Genomic DNA, 16,780 nt, shown 5'->3' with positions numbered 1-16,780 from the left:
AGGAAAGTCACGGTTGTTGTTAGCAAACAAAAATTACACTCCTGAAGTTATTGAAATATCGAGAAAAGTTTCAATTAACGTAGAAAGACACTTCAATAAGTGGTTAGTCTCTCCAAAGTTTAAACTCAAACAAACGACAGTAGACACGCTGCTAAGTTTGGAAAATCGCTATTGTGATAGCGTTATTTTCGATGAGAATGATCGAATATCTCACAATCAGCGAATTCTGTTGCGATGTGAACAAGACAGAGTCAGTGCTCGTCGTGAGAAAGTCGTCGCTAAGCAAAATACATTACGCTACGTAATTGATGATGTGTGTAATACGGCTTCCGACTTAATGATTGAGAAGCTTGAACAAACACTGATGAGCTCTCTTTTTTCTGAACTTCCGGATTTTAACCATTTCGCTAGTGTCGCTTATTCATCATCTTTGAATTTCTCCAAGTTGCACCAAATTTCAGCTGAAAGTAGGCCACTAAGTTCAAGTCTAATTGAGTTTGTGTCGAATCCGGAATTTACAGAAAAATACGGTAAAAAATCGAAAGTGGTGCTGGATCCAAAAGTAGCAGCAAGACAAATTGGAATAGAAAATTGTAAATTACTCTTTCCATTACTCATGAGTCAGCAACTCATTAAATGGTCTGATGATAACATCAAGCCAATTGTTCCCAAGGTCTGGCAACACCTGGTTGTTACAGCAAACTCTACCCGAATGCGGTTACAAGAGACGTCAGTAAAAGAGCCAGACGCTGGTATTTTACTTGGTGTATTAAGAACGCTGCCGTTATTCGTCATTTGTAATCATTTTTCAGCGACGTTTGAAGATGCACTCGTTAAAACCATGCTTGGTTATCGGGATGCAAGTGACAAGCATGACGAATACTATGCATGTACAGAGGTTATTCCGAACACACAGTTTCTCGAATCTATGATAGAAATCTTAGACACTAAGTTACTGAAAAAGCTAGTCGATTACATAGATTGGAGTCCAAATAACCAGTTTATTAAGCGTGCGCTCCTCGAAGAAGTTCACGATATCCCAGTCCTTGAACGAAGCGTGTACGGTGCAGCGCTTTCGCAGGGCAGAAAGTTCTCTATTTTTGAAGCCTTAGAGAATAGCGAATTGTTTAACATTAAACATAGGCCTTATTGGTTTTCAACGGTTCAGATGTCCGTAGCGACCATGGAGCAAATGCAGGCCAGAACACCTGGCAAGCTGACCACAAACATGTAAAAAGAGGAGCCACAATCTAATGTGGCTCCTCTTTTTAGTTACAATGTAACTCACGGTGAGATTTCAGTTTGTTGAACGTACGTTAGCTATCTATCTGATTTAATTGACTACTTCAAAAGTGCAGGAATTCTGCCTCGCAATTGCGTGTTTGACTGGTATTCCAAGGCTCTGGCATATCATAAGGACTTTTAGCTTTCGATCTGGCGGAGCATGCTCTGAAAGGATGACAGCGCTTAAGCACTCTTTATTAAGGTAAAGTTTATTCCCAACGAGCTCCTCATCATGTAAAACCCACCGATATTCTTCTTCGTAGCGCCAATTAGAGTGTTTAATTTTAAAGAGCGCAGCGCCCAAATCCGATCCTTGTAAGTTGAGGGTCGACGGCAAACTAAATCGAGTCGGGTCATCTTCATATTGCACTTTAAAACAGTTGAGGTTTGCTTCTCCATCGTAATGATTGAGGTCGTATTCAATGCACATGCCTTTGAAGCTATCGCCGTACTGAGACCAAAGTATAGGGTGGTCACTCGATTGGGAGAAGCACATCACCTTGAACTCGTTCTGAAGAGTTGGGTCAAATATGTGGTTCGATTCAAAAGGGTTGTTAAAGGTTTTAGCGTGATCAAACCACAACGAACACTCAGAGATAGACTGTATGTTTCTATCATGAAGCGTTCTGAACTTATAAAGTTTAGGCAACATATCAAACACCTATTTTACAACATTGCTAGATACTAACATTTAACTATACAAAGACAGCATGAGTGCATTGCATTTGATTGCTTAATCACCTTATTTATTAAGATAATTGTTTGACAGATCAAAATTTAAACACGAAATAGCAGCCTGTTTAAGAGGTTATTTTGTGTTGACCTAATTTGGTAGGAGAGGTGTTATTCAGGGTAAGAGACAACGTAACTTTTTGTTGTTGAACAATTCAGCTTGAAGAGAAAGCCTTGGGTCACAACCGAACTCAAAGAAGTATGAGGGTGTGCTCCAGAGTGATTAGAAGCGGTATAACAATTATATAAGACAAACAGCTTGGGTTAACACACTTATTGAGGCGATATTTGAGCGGGTGGGTAAATGGCATGGATATCTATGTTTATCTGGATATATCAGTGCCAAAGCGTTTGTCCTTCAAAGCATGAAGGGTCGCGTGGCAACTTACGTAGTGTGAACTCATCTCTGAGATAAGACTTAGCGAAGTTCTCTCGCTTCTTTCCTAATGCTGGCAAGTCGCCTAACACTTTAACAATACCTTTAACTTCCAGTGAATCAAAACTATAGCCTTGATCAAGAAGGAGCTCCAATACTGGATAGAGCTTTTTATATACCCGAGTTGCTTCAGCTTTTGAATTTCGTCTTCCTTTTATCTTCGCCTGCAATGAATCGAGTAGAGAGAGTCTTCCCAAATGACCAAGTATATTGGATACATTAATTATGACGTTCGTAACGTAGATACTTAGAACGAGTTCGATGCAAAAGATAACGTAGTACTCAGTAATAAATATTTGGTCACTGTACAGGATGACCGGATAAACATTCTCTAAGATCGTCATGCCAATAAAACTAATACCAATCAAGATTCGATAATGAGAACTGATAACGTCCACATTAGTGAATTTTAACAACAAACAAATAATGACAACGTATGTGATAAACGTAGAAACGAATGAGATGACTTGCTCACCAACGCTCGCCACCATTACGTCAACATTAAAGAAAGTAGATCCAATGGTTAGTAGTGCGCATAAGATAATTGCTTGCTTTTGGTCATTGTTTGTTTGCAAAGTATGGGCTCCGATTTAATACAGCGGCGGAGTATAGATGAAACTTGCAACTACTTTTATATCATTGATTTAAAATGGTTATTTTAACTGCCTAATTGGTGATATTGATTGGTTTCTTAAGTCGAGAAGCCGTGGTTTTGATGTCACTCTGTATGTGACTTTCTCAAGTTTGCTTTGTGATTGATGGACTATGTAATGCCAATTTCAAAAATGTTTCCTAAGGCAAGACGAAGTCGTTCTCTGTTACGGAAGGGCTACGTACCGCCAAACGCCAATACCAATTCTATCAGGAGGGTTTGAGCCAACTTGACGGCCACAAACGTCCAAGTCGCCATCAATCCGGCCATGCGGTTGATTTAGTGGCTTACGATGAAAACCACAAGGTGAAATGGGACTTTAAGTATTACGAAGCGATCAGCAAAGCCTTTTAACAAGCGGCTAGGGAGCTTGAAGTTTCGATCATTTGGGGCGTTGACTGAAAAAGCCTTAGAGATGATCCACACGTTGAATTGAATCGTTCCATGATTAGCGTGTTACTGAATCTTGTGAGCGGTGGCGTAGCGACGTATAAGCCGCTTAATTAAGGACTTAATCCGGCGTGGTACGCACAATCCGTAAGATATAAGGTGTTGAATACGCAAAGATTTCACGTGCTGAATCTTAGGTTCATCAAACGGCCAGTCGCATCATCAATTAACATTAATAGGCAGCATTTGTCGCTGCGGCCTTCAAACCAGTCATGATGGGAGCCGTCAATTTGGATAAGTTCACCCAAGCAATCACGACGGTAACGAGGCTGATAGACTCGAGGTTTGCGTTGTGAATGTGGAAGCCACAGTCCGTCGGCGATCATCCATTGACGGAGTGTTTCTTCAGAGACGGATAGATTGTGTCGTTCAGTCAGTTTTTCCAGAGCGAACGTTGGTGAGAAGTCAGAGTAATGCTCACGGATAAGTTTCAGTATTTCAATTCTGAAATGTTCTGAGTAACGTTGATTACTTGGGCGTCAACGCGATGCGTGTGTAAGACTTTGAGCGCCAAGAGAGACAAGTTTGTTTACCAAACGTCGGATATGACGGGCAGACAGATTCAAAATGATAGCAGCGTCAACTTGGCGTAGTCGTTTTTCACGTACGTCAGTAAGCACCTTGAATCGATGAATATCTTTTTCACTCATAGTAATAAGCATCCGGATAGCTCCTAAGCAGACCAATATAGGTAAGCTTAGGAGGACATTTTAAAATGGCTCAAACCGTGTCAATCCCATTTTAAAATGTCCTCATTTGCCCCAAATAGAAATGTCCCGTTGTTAGGTCTTTCGACTGGAGGCTTTGAATGGTTCGGTGAGGACTGGGTTGATTGTTTGAAGGGCTTTTTGCTGTGCGCGGCGTTTGGGGGCTTTCTTACTGCGAGTTCGTTGCTGTTGTTGTTCGAATTCTTCTTGTTGTTGCTGAGCAAACTTTAAAACTTGGCCGAGGCGTTTGTTGTCGACGATTTGGGTTTGTTGAACTTGCTCGAGTTTGTCGAAGGTTTTGAATTCGAGTTTTCGATGCCCGTATTGGATGGCGATTTCACCGTTTGGGTAGTCGAGTATCTTGACATGTTCGTGCGCTAGTCGGCTGTTTTCTTTAGTAGGTTCAATGAGATAAATCACTTTATCGTATTGAAATGTCAGCGACTTTGAGAGCTTGCGGGTTTCTTGCCAACTGAAAATATCGTCGAGTTCTTGCTTGGACTCTCGAACCGGACGATGCATGTCTTTTGGGTATTGAGCGGGCTTAGCAAAGCGATGGTTAAAATCGGCGATGAAGTAGGGAAGCCAGGCGTTGGCTTGTTCGATGGTGTCGATACCTTGTAAGCGCATCTCTTTAACCAGCCGGTCTTGCAGCGTGAGGTTGGCTCGCTCCACGCGTCCTTTGGCTTGGGAGCTGTTGGCACAGATGAGTTCTATGGCCAGTTCTTTCAACACGCGCCCGTATTGAGTTTGGCCAACTTGTTTGTGTTTCTCCTGATTCACTCGAAAAATCGAGTGCTTGTCACTGTAAAATGCGATGGGTTTACCGTGCTCATTAAGGTATTCACGCGTGGTCAGCATGTAATCAAACGCGGATTCTGTCTCACTGAATCTTAGGTTCATCAAGCGGCCAGTCGCATCATCAATGAACACCAGTAGGCAGCATTTGTCGCTGCGGCCCTCAAACCAGTCATGATGTGAGCCATCTATCTGAATCAATTCTCCAAGACAGTCTCGACGGTAACGAGGTTGATAGACTCTAGGTTTTCGTTGTGAGTGCGGGATCCAAAGGTTGTCGGCAATCATCCATTGGCGAAGTGTTTCTAACGAGATAGCTAAATTATGATTTTCTATGATCTTTTCACGTGCAAATGTGGGCGAGAAATCAGAATAGTATTTATGGATAGTCGAAAGAATCTCTTTGCGATACTCGTCAGAATAACGTCGATTACTGGGTTTACCTCTAGAAGCATGGGTTAAACTAGCCGCACCATGTTCACGTAGTTTGTTCATTAACCTTTGAACTTGACGCTCACTTAACGAAAGTATCTCTGCCGCATCAGTACGACGCAAACGATGTTCACAGACGTCTTGAATAACCTTGAATCGACTAATTTCTTTTTCACTCATGGCAATCAACATCTCAGTAGTCCTTAGTAACCGAAGTTGGTACATGAAATGTAGTCAGCAACCAGTACTAAGGTGACATTTTAATCTAGCTCAAAAGTGACATTACTATCTGGGGCTTACAAGCCAACTGCGTATTATGTATATTATGTTAAATTGTATTTGGTGTTTATAAGGCAGGTATCTTTATTTGATGCCCTGCCTCTCATTATGGCGCTACATCGGTGTTCTATTTAACAGTAAGGCTATTTACCATAAAATACCTAATAAACATATATCCTAATCTTCGATTCAGAATATGTTTATTAGACTTCAAGCATGAGCCTATCAATTGCTTCTGTAATTTCTTTGGTTCTAACTGGTTTAGTCACGAAATCATTCATGCCGATATCTAAACAAGAAAATCGGTCTTCTACTGATGTGTGTGCTGTTAGCGCGACAATTGGTGTTTGGATGTTTGCTTCTCTCATGTATTTGGTTGTCGTTAATCCATCCATTACCGGCATCGACACATCCATTAAGATTATGTCTATTGAGTCACTGTCTCTTTCGATGAAGCCAATGGCTTCCTCACCATTGCTAGCAATGAAAACCTCGTGGCCTTGTCGCGTTAAGATTAACTTTATGACCATTTGATTGGTTGGATTGTCTTCTACAACCAATACTGAGTATCGACTTCTTGGTTGTTCTTGAATCTGCAGATCATTTTGTCTGTTTGTTTTGTCACAGACGACTCTCGTCGAAACTGGCAATTGCACTTCGAATTTGGAGCCTTGTCCTAGTTCGCTGTTTACAAAGATTCGACCTCGCATCAACTCAACAAGGCGTTTGGTGATCGCCAATCCTAAGCCTGTGCCACCGAACCTTCTAGTAATCGTGCTATCGGCTTGAACAAATGGACTGAATAATGACGAAAGCTGCTGCGCGCTGATTCCAATCCCTGAATCTTCTACCGTGATATAGAACGAGCTTTGTTGATACTTGATCGAAACATGTACTTGTCCGCGCTCGGTAAACTTGATTGCATTGCCAATCAAATTAAAAAGGATCTGCGCCAAACGACTCTGGTCGATATAATGAAGCTCGTCTTCAGGGATATCAGTTGTCACCGTCAAGGCTAAACCTTTGCTGTCTGCGGCCTTTCTTTGTTCGGATAAAACAAAAGTTACAGTGTCTCTTACGTTGTTCCACTGAGGTGCTAACGAGAAACACCCAGATTCAATCTTAGAGAAATCCAACACATCACTGATAATGGCCAACAAAAGCTCAGACGATGTGCTCATATTAAGCAGTATAGATTGCTGGTCTTGAGTTAGCGCGGTGGATTTGAGTGTGTCAATGAGTCCAATAATAGCGTTCAACGGTGTCCTGAGTTCATGACTCATCATCGCTAGGAATTCAGATTTCGCTTTGTTGGCTTCTTCTGCTTCCTTTCTTGCGTTAACGAGCTCTGCGGTTCGTTCTCTTACCGTTGCTTCAAGCTTCTCTTTGTTCTCAATATCGAAGACCGCTCGTTCAATCAGAGGACGGAAACGGTTCAATGTCGCTTTGGTTTCAATGCTGAAGTGTTTGGTGTTGGAGTGGATAAAGATAATGACGGATTGAGTTAGGCCGCTATCAATACCGGTGATCAGAACGGAGTTAATTTGGTCGAGAACAATGGGATGCAAAGAGTTGAATTCACCCAGCGATTTGGGTTCAAAAAGGATGGCGCATTCTCCATTGATGACTCGCGAAAGCTTACCGCAATCGTTCCATTTCATCTGTTCAAAGACTTTGTTATTGGTTAGCAGGGTTTTGAAAGCACCGTGGTTCCCTACTCTTGATACCACAATAAAGTCGTCGAATTTAATGTATTTCTTGAGGACAAACTCCAAGCTAGAGAATATCTCGGAAATGTTACCCGCTTTACTGATCGCAGAGATAGTCGATAAGATCACCCTATTCTCTTCAGCGAGTTTTCGTTCCCGGAGTTTTAGTTTTTGTAGTTCAATACGAGCTTCTTGCAGCGCTTCTTGACCTTCGGAACTCATTACTTTTTTAACCTATAAAACGTTGCTGAGGATACCATCAAGTTTCCGTGCGCGTTTTCCCCACCAGAGAGCCTTCCTTGCTCGCCAAAAGTAAATGGACAGATGTATGGCAGGCCGTTAAGTGCCTGATTTATCTGGTCGCAGACCTCATCCATATCTTGTTTCAGGTGTAGCATTGGTCCTGCGCAAAAGATGTTGATCGCCCCTAATTTTTCTTCAAGATCCATGTCGTTATAATAAGAAGAATGAATGATGTTGGCGGCACGGCTGATAAGTTGTTGCTTAGAGCCCTGCATCAAATAAATGGTGTCGCCTTCATTTATATCAGTGAACAACTCGATACCATTACACTCAGTTTCTCTGATCGAATGCGATAACTTGAAATATGGGTAATCGTAAGAAGAGCCGACTTTTCGGCCTAATGGATAAACGGTAGATTTCTCAAAAATATATCCATCATCACTGCCACCTAAATGAAAATTAGTCCACTCATTATAAACGGTGGTTGCAGGCCTATTGTCGATCTCTAATAGTATTCGATTTCTTACCTTGGTGACGGTACCTGAAAATTGAGTTGGCGTATGCCCTGAGCTTAGTGATGAATATATAGATTGCGATGCAAATACGACGGTCAACGAGACGCCGTTAATAGAGAGCGATTCTTCGTTGAATATGCTCCAATTTCCGGACACCTGATTGTCAGCTGCACTGCCCCCAACAATGGGCACTTCTGTACCAAATTTTGTGTCGATAGCCGCCATCACCTTTTCTTCATTACCAGGAGTGGAATGAAGTAAGATTAAGTCAGGTATTTCACCTTCTCTATTAGCATTTATCAGTGCTTTGTCGATAGCTCTAAAGGTGCTGGCTTCTATAGAATCCGAAAAGTGCTCAATGCCAGTTCCATAGGCATTGATCCCAGAATCATAGATGATAAGAACACCAATGACTGGCCCTGAATGAAATCCAGTTTCTGTCATGATGCCGTGGCAAGTGGTGCATCCGTGGATAGGAGTATTCGGAAGAGCGTCTACCAAATATCGCTGTACAGCGAGTGTTGAATACTCTTCTGTACAGTAGCAAATGAGACAAGCTATCTGCTCTGGGGTCTCAACTCCCGAGAGTAACTCATCTACCGCAATTTTATCATCTAAGGAATAAGAGACTTTTGATCGAAATTTCATAGATTTCTGAATACTTTATTAATAATCTATTTATAACACCTTTATGCATTAAGTTTTACTGATTTAGTACATCTTTCTATCAATAAACTACGGTGTAAGTGATTTCTATGCTCTGTTATTCTTTTGAAATGTTGACCAAATATGTGCCACTTTGTTGTGGGAATGTGATGGTTATTGATGAAGCTTTATCAGTCGTTTTCAAAGCCCAATTTGATGCTTCGTTTTCATCAAGAATTCCCTCTCCATCATAGCTAATGATAAATTTACCAGTTTTAGATGTTTCGATTAAATAGCCTAGGTTATCGTCCGAAATTAAAACATTATGTTTATCAATAGTAATTTGACAAGGTTTTGAAACTATACAGTTTATCGTCTCGTCTTGGTCGTATGTCACTGTTCTCCAAGTAAATGCCGCTATTAAAATAACCAATATGCCGATAATTTGAGCAAGCCTGCCTTTTGTTAGCTTTTGTGCCGCCATTATAATCTTTACTCCTTGTTACAAAGTTCAAAGTTTTTAAATAAAAATCCAATTCCAGACCAAGCGTAAGGTTACTACTCTGTCATTGATTTGTTAATTCAAGTATAGTGTCGCGTTGAAAATGCCACTTTTTTTTAAAATCAGCAAGTGGAAATAAAGTCCTGAATAGGCTGAATTTCCTTTTCTAATTTGGGTGGCATTACGACGTGAGTCGTGTTGGAAGTAAAGTGTAGTAAATAAGAAATTGGAAGCATGCAAATGAGCCAAGAAAAGCAGCTTGAACAAAACTACAACTATACGGTCGTCCGTCAATTTACCCTCGTTACAATTTTGTGGGGTATTGTCGGTATGGGCGTTGGTGTTTTGATTGCCGCTCAATTAGTTTGGCCACAGCTAAACTTTGATACGCCGTGGTTGACGTACAGTCGTTTACGTCCCCTGCATACTAATGCGGTTATTTTTGCGTTCGGTACAAGTGCGCTGTTTGCAACATCATATTATGTTGTTCAACGTACCTGTCAGACGCGTCTCTTTGGTGGCCCTCTCGTAGCCTTTACCTTTTGGGGTTGGCAAGCGATTATCCTGTCCGCTGCAATTACTTTACCGTTAGGTTTAACCTCTGGTAAAGAATACGCAGAACTTGAATGGCCAATCGATATTGCTATTACTCTTGTGTGGGTAGCTTATGCGGTCGTGTTCTTCGGAACTATGATTAAGCGTAAGACATCGCACATTTATGTAGCTAACTGGTTCTTCGGAGCCTTCATCATCACGGTTGCCGTGTTGCATATAGTGAACAGTCTAGCTGTTCCAGTATCTGCGTTTAAATCGTATTCGATTTACTCCGGTGCTATCGATGCAATGGTGCAATGGTGGTACGGACACAATGCGGTAGGCTTCCTATTGACAGCTGGTTTCCTAGGTATGATGTATTACTTCGTCCCTAAACAAGCTGGTCGCCCTGTTTACTCTTACCGTTTGTCGATTGTTCACTTCTGGGCTCTTGTGTCTCTGTATATCTGGGCTGGTCCTCACCACCTACACTACACTGCACTTCCAGACTGGACTCAGTCTCTAGGTATGGTTATGTCTTTGGTTCTGTTTGCTCCTTCTTGGGGTGGCATGATCAACGGTATTATGACTCTATCTGGCGCGTGGCATAAGCTTCGCTACGACCCAATCCTACGTTTCCTAATCGTTTCTCTATCATTCTACGGCATGTCGACTTTCGAAGGCCCGATGATGGCAATCAAAACGGTTAATGCACTATCTCACTACACGGACTGGACTATCGGTCACGTTCACTCTGGTGCGTTAGGTTGGGTTGCAATGGTTTCAATTGGTTCGGTTTACCACTTAGTTCCTAAACTATTTGGTCAAGAGCGTATGTACTCTGTATCTCTAATCAATGTTCACTTCTGGTTAGCAACGATTGGTACCGTTTTCTACATTGTTGCAATGTGGATCTCTGGTGTGATGCAAGGTCTGATGTGGCGTGCAGTTAACTCTGACGGTACATTGACTTACAGCTTTGTAGAATCTGTAGAAGCTTCTTACCCGTTCTACTTTGTACGTTTCTTAGGTGGTCTTATCTTCCTATCTGGTATGTTCTTACTGGCATACAACACGTACAAAACTGTTTCTGCACCTAAAGATAGCCTTAAAGCTATCCCTCAACCGGCTTAAGGAGATTTAGAATGAGCTCAAATTCAAATAATCGCCATGAGTTGGTCGAGAAAAACGTTGGTCTACTAGCGATCTTAATCGTTATCGCAATCAGCTTTGGTGCTTTAGTAGAAATCACTCCGCTTATTTTCCAAAAGCAGACGACTGAACCTGTAGAAAACCTACGCGTTTACTCTGCTCTGGAAATGGAAGGTCGTGATATTTACATTCGTGAAGGTTGTAACGTATGTCACAGCCAAATGATTCGTCCTTTCCGCTCTGAAACTGAACGTTACGGTCACTACTCTGTAGCGGGCGAAAGCGTTTGGGAACATCCATTCCTATGGGGTTCTAAGCGTACTGGTCCAGATCTAGCGCGTGTTGGTGATCGTTACTCTGATGAGTGGCACCGTGTTCACCTTCTAGACCCACGCGAACTTGTTCCTGAATCAAACATGCCTGGTTTCCCATGGCTTGCTGAGAATGTACTTGATGGCAAATTGACTAAGCAGAAGCTTGAACTCTTCCGCAATCAATTTGGTGTTCCTTACACAGACGAACAAATTGCTAACGCTAAACAAGATGTTGAAGGAAAAACAGAGATGGATGCAATCATCGCTTACCTTCAATCGCTTGGCCACGCAATGAAATAAGGAATAATTATGGACATTATTACATTTCAAAGTGTTTGGACTGTTACTGTTTTTGCTTGTTTCATCGGCATCGTTTGGTGGGCTTTCGGTAAAAACCGTAAGTCGCGTTTCGATGAAGATGCAAACCTAGTGTTCGCTGATGAAACACCTGCGAAAGATATAAATCAAGGAGTGACGAAGTAATGAGTACATTCTGGAGTATTTGGGTAACAGTAATCACAATCGGTACGCTGATTGGTTGTGCAGCCTTACTTCGTTGGTGTTCCAACGATAAAACAGGTGTAGAACCAGGTCATGATATGGGCCACGAATACGATGGTATTCGTGAGCTTAATAACCCACTACCTAAGTGGTGGACATACCTTTTCATTAGCACAATTGTGTTTGCAGCTGTTTATCTAGCTCTATACCCAGGCCTTGGCAACTTTAAAGGTCTACTAGGTTGGACGAGTTCAAACCAAACAGTTCGTAGCGTAGAAGAGTCTCGCTCTGCAATCGCTGCAGCTCAAGCTAACAAACAGCTAGACGAGTACGCGAAAGAGCTTGATGACGCGAACACTTACTTTGGCGAAGCATTTAAGAAGCTAGCTCATGATGAGAACGGTCTACGTTCTGTTCCTGATATCGCATCTGATGCTGAAGCAATCAAAGTGGGTCAACGTTTGTTCCTACAAAACTGTTCTCAGTGTCACGGCTCTGATGCTCGTGGTCAAAAGGGCTTCCCTAACTTGACTGACGATGCATGGCTATATGGCGGTGAACCGCAAGCTATCGTTACTACCATCATGCATGGTCGTGTCGGTCAAATGCCAGGTTGGAAAGACGCTCTTGGCGAAGAAGGCGTAAAAGAAGTAGTTAGCTACACTCTTAGCCTTTCTGGTCGTAGCGTAAACGCACGTGAAGCAGAAGCTGGTAAAGCTCGCTTTGTAGTGTGTGCAGCGTGTCACGGTACTGATGGTAAGGGTAACCCTGCTGTTGGCGCTCCTGACCTGACTGACCGCGATTGGTTGTTTGGCGATTCTCGCGCAGATGTAACTGAAACAGTTATGTACGGACGTTCTGGCGTAATGCCTGCTTGGAAAGACATTCTAGGCGAAGACAAAGTACAGCTGGTTTCATCCTACGTGTGGAGCCTCAGTAACTCAGATAAAGAGTAACATAATAATAACAGCCCCTTCTGAAGGGGCTGTCTTTCTTTTACAGTTAAAACCCTAAGTGTTTGTAAAAAAGTTTTATTTCATTGTATATATTGAGAATAATAATATGGTTCAGCCTTGGTATAAGCAGTTTTGGCCGTGGTTTTTACTCTTTCTAACCGTTGGCGTTTCTATGCTAACGTTGGTTCGAGTTGCGATACTGACCAACCATTCAATTCACCTTGTAAGTGAAGATTACTATAAAAAGGGAAAAGGCATTAATGTCGACATTTCAAAAGTCAACATTGCTAAAGAGCTTGGCCTATCGGCTTCAGTTAACGAGAAAGGTAACTCGGTTATCATTACTCTAAACAAAGGCAAGCTTGACCACTTCCCTGCTATTAACGCAATGTTCGCACACCGAACGTTACCTGACCGTGATTTCACTCAGCTACTGACGGCTGATGCGAGCGGCAACTACACTTTGACTCTGGACCACGAAATGCAAGGCCCTTGGTTTATCGAGCTTTCTCCGCATGATTCTGAATGGTTAGTGCAAGGTCGCATGAACTTCCCTATTGATACTCCTACTCAACTAACGAACTAAAGCTTATGTGTGAATCCTGTTATCACTGCGGTGAAGATGTACCAGCGGAAACGGATTTTAAAGTAGAAATCTTAGGGGCGGTTCGACCTATGTGTTGTCCGGGTTGCGAAACCGTAGCTCAGACAATCATAGATAGCGGTTTGGTCTCTTATTACCAATACCGTACTGCTCCAGCTGAAAAAGCAGATCTGGTGCCAGAGCAGCTTCTGGCACTCAGCCATTACGACAACGAAGATGTTCAATTAGAGTTTGTCCGTAGCTCTGAAAATACCTCAGAGGTGACATTGTCACTAGAAGGTGTCTCTTGTGCGGCTTGTGCATGGCTTATTGAAAAGCAAGTGTCCTCAAAAGCCGGCGTTGACAGTATTCGCGTTAACACGACTACCAACCGTGCCCTGCTCAGCTGGGACAACACTCAAGTTAAACTCAGTGAGTTGTTATCGGCAATCCACACCCTAGGCTACAAAGCGGCGCCATTCGAGGCTGATCAACAAGAAGCGGCCTACCATCGCTCGATGAAGAATTATCTCTATCGTCTTGGTGTTGCGGGTTTAGCGACCATGCAAGTCATGATGTTAGCTGTGGCGCTTTATCTCGAAGTGTTTGGCAGTCTTGAGCCTGAATTTAAAAGCTACTTTCGTTGGGTGAGTTTGATCTTCGCAACGCCAGTACTGCTCTACTCTGCATTACCGTTCTATATTAACGCTTGGCGTAGTATCAAAGGCCGAACCTTGGGAATGGATGTTCCTGTGTCGATTGCTTTGCTATTTGCTTACGTTGCGAGTTTGGTGGCAACGGTAACAGAGCAAGGCGAAGTGTTCTTTGAATCTATCTCGATGTTTACCTTCTTCTTGCTTCTAGGACGTTTCTTAGAGATGAGAGCGCGTCGTAAGGCGGCAGCTGCGAGTGGTAACCTGCTTAAGCTTGTTCCCGCAATGGCAACAACGTTGGACGGTGAGCAAGTTCCGGTAAAAACCTTGAAGGTTGGCGACCAGATTCGCGTTCTTCCTGGCGAGCATATCCCCGCGGATGGCAAAGTACTGTCTGGTAGAATTCACATCGATGAATCCATGTTAACTGGCGAATCGCTCCATGTCGTTAAGAATGAAGGCGATACCGTTTTTGCTGGCACACTCAATGGTGATGAATCGTTTGAATTGGAAGTAATGACCTCTAAAGCGGATTCGGTTATTTCTAATATCGTTCGTCTTCAAGATGAAGCTCAACTTTCCAAGCCTAGAATTGCTGAAATTGCCGATGTAGTAGCGCGATACTTTGTCGCGGTTATCTTAATCATTTCATTCGGGACTTGGTTCTACTGGCACCAAACACGACCAGAAGACGCATTCTGGATCATGCTTTCAGTATTAGTGGCTACCTGCCCTTGCGCTCTGTCTCTTGCGACACCGACCGCGATTACGTGTTCAACATCTCGTATGGGTAACTTCGGTATTTTGCTGCGCAAAGGCCACGTATTTGAAACCTTGTGTAAAGTGAACCACTTAATCATCGATAAAACGGGCACGCTGACTGAAGGTGATATTCGTATCAGCAAAGTCGAGACGTTTGCTGATCTTGATAAAGAAACATGCCTGCAAGTCGCGGCGAGCTTAGAACAACACGCTAACCACCCTATCGCTAAAGCGTTTAAAACTCATACTTCAGATGATATCGAAGTGGAGTCGGTGAACAACGTGATTGGTTCAGGTATAACTGGTGAGTGGAATGGGCAAGAAGTGGCGATTGGTAGTAGCGAGTTCATTCTAGGTGAAGCTCAGCCATCTGAAAGTAACGGTATTTACTTGTCGATGGCTGGTCGTCATATCGCAACATTCACTTATGAAGACCCGATTCGTAAAGAAAGTATCGAGTTCATTAAGCAATTCAAAGAAGCGGGAATCAAAACTACGCTGCTGACTGGCGATTCTTTGATTAACGCGAAACCTGTTGCGGCAGAGATTGGTATTACTGACATTGTTGCTAACGCGAAACCAGAAGATAAACTGGCTTACCTTAACTCTAGAGACGCAAGCGACATCACCATGATGGTTGGCGATGGCATCAACGATGCGCCTATTCTTGCGGGTGCACACCTTTCGGTTGCTATGGGTGGCGGTACGGATGTAGCGAAAGCCTCTGCTGATATGGTGTTATTGGGCGATAAACTCGATAGATTACTTAAATCACGTACATTGGCGCTTAAAACGCGTAAGATAATCCGTGAGAACTTAGCGTGGTCGTTGGGGTATAACCTACTTATTCTTCCATTGGCTGTCGCAGGTTTGGTTGCTCCGTACATTGCCGTTGTTGGCATGTCTGCTAGCTCTATTATTGTTGTGTCTAACTCGTTAAGGCTTTTAAAAGAGCAAGGTAAATAATGGAAAGTTTATACATACTCATTCCAATTGCGATCGTACTTGTATGCATCGCTGTCGGTATCTTTCTATGGGCAGTTAAGAGTGAGCAGTTTGAAGACCTTGAGCGTCAAGGCCACAACATTCTGTTTGATGAAGATAACCATATTAACGTTGATACTAAGCCTACCGCAGCCTCGAAAGAGAGCGACAACAAACATAGCTCGACTGAAACACAATCTAACGCAGAAAAGAAGAATGATGACGCCTGATTGGATTGGCGCTTTTGTTGTTGGATTGATCGGCGCAGGCCATTGCATGGGAATGTGTGGTGGTATTGCGTCGCTTCTGTCTATTGGCAACAGTAAACCTTCCCCTGTTATTCCCCTCCTTTATAATCTCGGACGACTGCTAAGCTATGCCGTAATTGGTGGCGTGATTGGCGGTGCGATTTCTTCGATTGGCCAGTTGAGCGATTTTAATGCCTTACTTGGTTGGCTTCGTTTATTTGCTGCCGTCTTTATGATTATTTTAGGTTTGTACATCGGTAAATGGTGGTTCGGCTTGTTGTTCTTCGAAAAAGTCGGACAGAAGCTATGGCGTTACATATCTCCTTTAGGTAAATCATTTCTACCATTAAAGCACCCTAGCCATGCTTTACCATTCGGTTTCTTCTGGGGTTGGCTTCCATGTGGCCTTGTTTACTCTATGTTGACGTGGGCAGCGGTATCGGGAAGCTGGTATAACGGAGCGGGTATCATGCTTGCTTTCGGTTTAGGGACGCTACCTGTCATGCTTACTGTTGGTATGGGCGCAAATTTTCTCAAGAAACTGCAACAAGCCGACTTATTTCGCCAACTAGGCGCAATTCTAATCCTTATTTATGGTTTTTATACTGGTTATATGGCACTGCAGCTCATTATTTATACCGTATAGTCATTCTTTAAATCCGGTTTTTTTACTACCCAACTGGATAAAGGAATGCTAAAATATTGACGT

Annotated in this window: 15 protein-coding genes and 2 pseudogenes; 10 read left to right on the top strand and 7 right to left on the bottom strand. The window is 42.8% G+C overall.

The annotated features are described in order from the left end of the window. Positions 1-13: 13 nt before the first annotated feature. Positions 14-1,234 carry a hypothetical protein gene (locus tag QUF19_RS09045; protein ID WP_286291456.1) on the top strand — a complete coding sequence of 407 codons (1,221 nt, stop codon included), beginning with the start codon at positions 14-16 and terminating at the stop codon, positions 1,232-1,234. A 99-nt stretch (positions 1,235-1,333) separates the two neighbouring features. Here QUF19_RS09045 and QUF19_RS09040 read toward each other — a convergent pair whose 3' ends face one another. Next, positions 1,334-1,936, bottom strand: a complete 603-nt coding sequence (locus QUF19_RS09040) for a DUF2971 domain-containing protein (protein ID WP_286291455.1) — start codon at positions 1,934-1,936, stop codon at positions 1,334-1,336. A gap of 416 nt (positions 1,937-2,352) precedes the next feature. Beyond that, on the bottom strand, positions 2,353-3,027 hold the full coding sequence (locus QUF19_RS09035; RefSeq protein ID WP_286291452.1) for a hypothetical protein: 675 nt from the start codon (positions 3,025-3,027) through the stop codon (positions 2,353-2,355). A gap of 293 nt (positions 3,028-3,320) precedes the next feature. Here QUF19_RS09035 and QUF19_RS09030 point away from each other — a divergent pair. Then, positions 3,321-3,458, top strand: a pseudogene (locus QUF19_RS09030) (M15 family metallopeptidase); the annotation flags it as partial. Positions 3,459-3,679: 221 nt separating this feature from the next. On the opposite strand, the pseudogene QUF19_RS09025 reads toward QUF19_RS09030, so the two are convergent. The 5 genes and pseudogenes from QUF19_RS09025 to QUF19_RS09005 all read right to left on the bottom strand — a co-directional run. Further along, positions 3,680-4,204, bottom strand: a pseudogene (locus QUF19_RS09025) (transposase family protein); the annotation flags it as partial. A 132-nt stretch (positions 4,205-4,336) separates the two neighbouring features. Continuing rightward, positions 4,337-5,671, bottom strand: coding sequence for an ISNCY family transposase (locus QUF19_RS09020; RefSeq protein WP_286298858.1), 1,335 nt, complete (start codon positions 5,669-5,671; stop codon positions 4,337-4,339). 302 nt (positions 5,672-5,973) lie between these two features. Next, positions 5,974-7,701: an ATP-binding protein gene (locus QUF19_RS09015; RefSeq protein ID WP_286291448.1), complete on the bottom strand. Its 1,728-nt coding sequence runs from the start codon at positions 7,699-7,701 to the stop codon at positions 5,974-5,976. Further along, a complete protein-coding gene (locus QUF19_RS09010; protein ID WP_286291445.1) occupies positions 7,701-8,885 on the bottom strand; it encodes an FIST signal transduction protein in 1,185 nt (394 codons plus the stop codon). The genes QUF19_RS09015 and QUF19_RS09010 overlap by 1 nt, the downstream gene beginning before the upstream one ends. A 115-nt stretch (positions 8,886-9,000) precedes the next feature. Next, complete coding sequence (locus tag QUF19_RS09005; RefSeq protein ID WP_286291444.1) at positions 9,001-9,366, bottom strand: hypothetical protein; 366 nt, start codon at positions 9,364-9,366, stop codon at positions 9,001-9,003. A 252-nt stretch (positions 9,367-9,618) separates the two neighbouring features. Here QUF19_RS09005 and ccoN point away from each other — a divergent pair, with 252 nt between their 5' ends. From ccoN to QUF19_RS08965, 8 genes are all read left to right on the top strand, one after another. Next, positions 9,619-11,052 (top strand): cytochrome-c oxidase, cbb3-type subunit I, encoded by a 1,434-nt coding sequence (ccoN, locus tag QUF19_RS09000; protein ID WP_102437077.1) that lies wholly within the window; start codon positions 9,619-9,621, stop codon positions 11,050-11,052. Between the two features lie 11 nt (positions 11,053-11,063). Further along, positions 11,064-11,684 (top strand): cytochrome-c oxidase, cbb3-type subunit II, encoded by a 621-nt coding sequence (gene ccoO, locus QUF19_RS08995; RefSeq protein ID WP_016767204.1) that lies wholly within the window; start codon positions 11,064-11,066, stop codon positions 11,682-11,684. Between the two features lie 9 nt (positions 11,685-11,693). After that, positions 11,694-11,867 (top strand): cbb3-type cytochrome oxidase subunit 3, encoded by a 174-nt coding sequence (locus QUF19_RS08990; protein WP_286291433.1) that lies wholly within the window; start codon positions 11,694-11,696, stop codon positions 11,865-11,867. Next, on the top strand, positions 11,867-12,841 hold the full coding sequence (gene ccoP / locus QUF19_RS08985; protein WP_102437081.1) for a cytochrome-c oxidase, cbb3-type subunit III: 975 nt from the start codon (positions 11,867-11,869) through the stop codon (positions 12,839-12,841). The genes QUF19_RS08990 and ccoP overlap by 1 nt, the downstream gene beginning before the upstream one ends. A 106-nt stretch (positions 12,842-12,947) precedes the next feature. Next, on the top strand, positions 12,948-13,427 hold the full coding sequence (locus QUF19_RS08980; RefSeq protein ID WP_286291430.1) for a FixH family protein: 480 nt from the start codon (positions 12,948-12,950) through the stop codon (positions 13,425-13,427). A 5-nt stretch (positions 13,428-13,432) separates the two neighbouring features. Next, positions 13,433-15,805 carry a heavy metal translocating P-type ATPase gene (locus QUF19_RS08975; RefSeq protein WP_286291429.1) on the top strand — a complete coding sequence of 791 codons (2,373 nt, stop codon included), beginning with the start codon at positions 13,433-13,435 and terminating at the stop codon, positions 15,803-15,805. Further along, positions 15,805-16,053 carry a cbb3-type cytochrome oxidase assembly protein CcoS gene (gene ccoS, locus QUF19_RS08970; protein WP_286291427.1) on the top strand — a complete coding sequence of 83 codons (249 nt, stop codon included), beginning with the start codon at positions 15,805-15,807 and terminating at the stop codon, positions 16,051-16,053. The genes QUF19_RS08975 and ccoS overlap by 1 nt, the downstream gene beginning before the upstream one ends. Further along, a complete protein-coding gene (locus tag QUF19_RS08965; RefSeq protein WP_286298857.1) occupies positions 16,043-16,717 on the top strand; it encodes a sulfite exporter TauE/SafE family protein in 675 nt (224 codons plus the stop codon). Before ccoS ends, QUF19_RS08965 begins: the two co-directional genes overlap by 11 nt. Positions 16,718-16,780: the final 63 nt, after the last annotated feature.

Source organism: Vibrio sp. FE10 (assembly GCF_030297155.1).
GTDB classification, from domain to species: domain Bacteria; phylum Pseudomonadota; class Gammaproteobacteria; order Enterobacterales; family Vibrionaceae; genus Vibrio; species Vibrio apostichopi.
This window is presented reverse-complemented; position numbering and strand designations above follow the sequence as displayed.

Coding starts and splice junctions, on each gene's coding strand:
- QUF19_RS09040 (WP_286291455.1), bottom strand. CDS start 1,936: ATGTTGCCTAAACTTTATAAGTTCAGAACGCTTCATGATAGAAACATA.
- QUF19_RS09020 (WP_286298858.1), bottom strand. CDS start 5,671: ATGAGTGAAAAAGAAATTAGTCGATTCAAGGTTATTCAAGACGTCTGT.
- QUF19_RS09015 (WP_286291448.1), bottom strand. CDS start 7,701: ATGAGTTCCGAAGGTCAAGAAGCGCTGCAAGAAGCTCGTATTGAACTA.
- QUF19_RS09010 (WP_286291445.1), bottom strand. CDS start 8,885: ATGAAATTTCGATCAAAAGTCTCTTATTCCTTAGATGATAAAATTGCG.
- QUF19_RS09005 (WP_286291444.1), bottom strand. CDS start 9,366: ATGGCGGCACAAAAGCTAACAAAAGGCAGGCTTGCTCAAATTATCGGC.
- ccoN (WP_102437077.1), top strand. CDS start 9,619: ATGCAAATGAGCCAAGAAAAGCAGCTTGAACAAAACTACAACTATACG.
- ccoO (WP_016767204.1), top strand. CDS start 11,064: ATGAGCTCAAATTCAAATAATCGCCATGAGTTGGTCGAGAAAAACGTT.
- QUF19_RS08990 (WP_286291433.1), top strand. CDS start 11,694: ATGGACATTATTACATTTCAAAGTGTTTGGACTGTTACTGTTTTTGCT.
- ccoP (WP_102437081.1), top strand. CDS start 11,867: ATGAGTACATTCTGGAGTATTTGGGTAACAGTAATCACAATCGGTACG.
- QUF19_RS08980 (WP_286291430.1), top strand. CDS start 12,948: ATGGTTCAGCCTTGGTATAAGCAGTTTTGGCCGTGGTTTTTACTCTTT.
- QUF19_RS08975 (WP_286291429.1), top strand. CDS start 13,433: ATGTGTGAATCCTGTTATCACTGCGGTGAAGATGTACCAGCGGAAACG.
- ccoS (WP_286291427.1), top strand. CDS start 15,805: ATGGAAAGTTTATACATACTCATTCCAATTGCGATCGTACTTGTATGC.
- QUF19_RS08965 (WP_286298857.1), top strand. CDS start 16,043: ATGACGCCTGATTGGATTGGCGCTTTTGTTGTTGGATTGATCGGCGCA.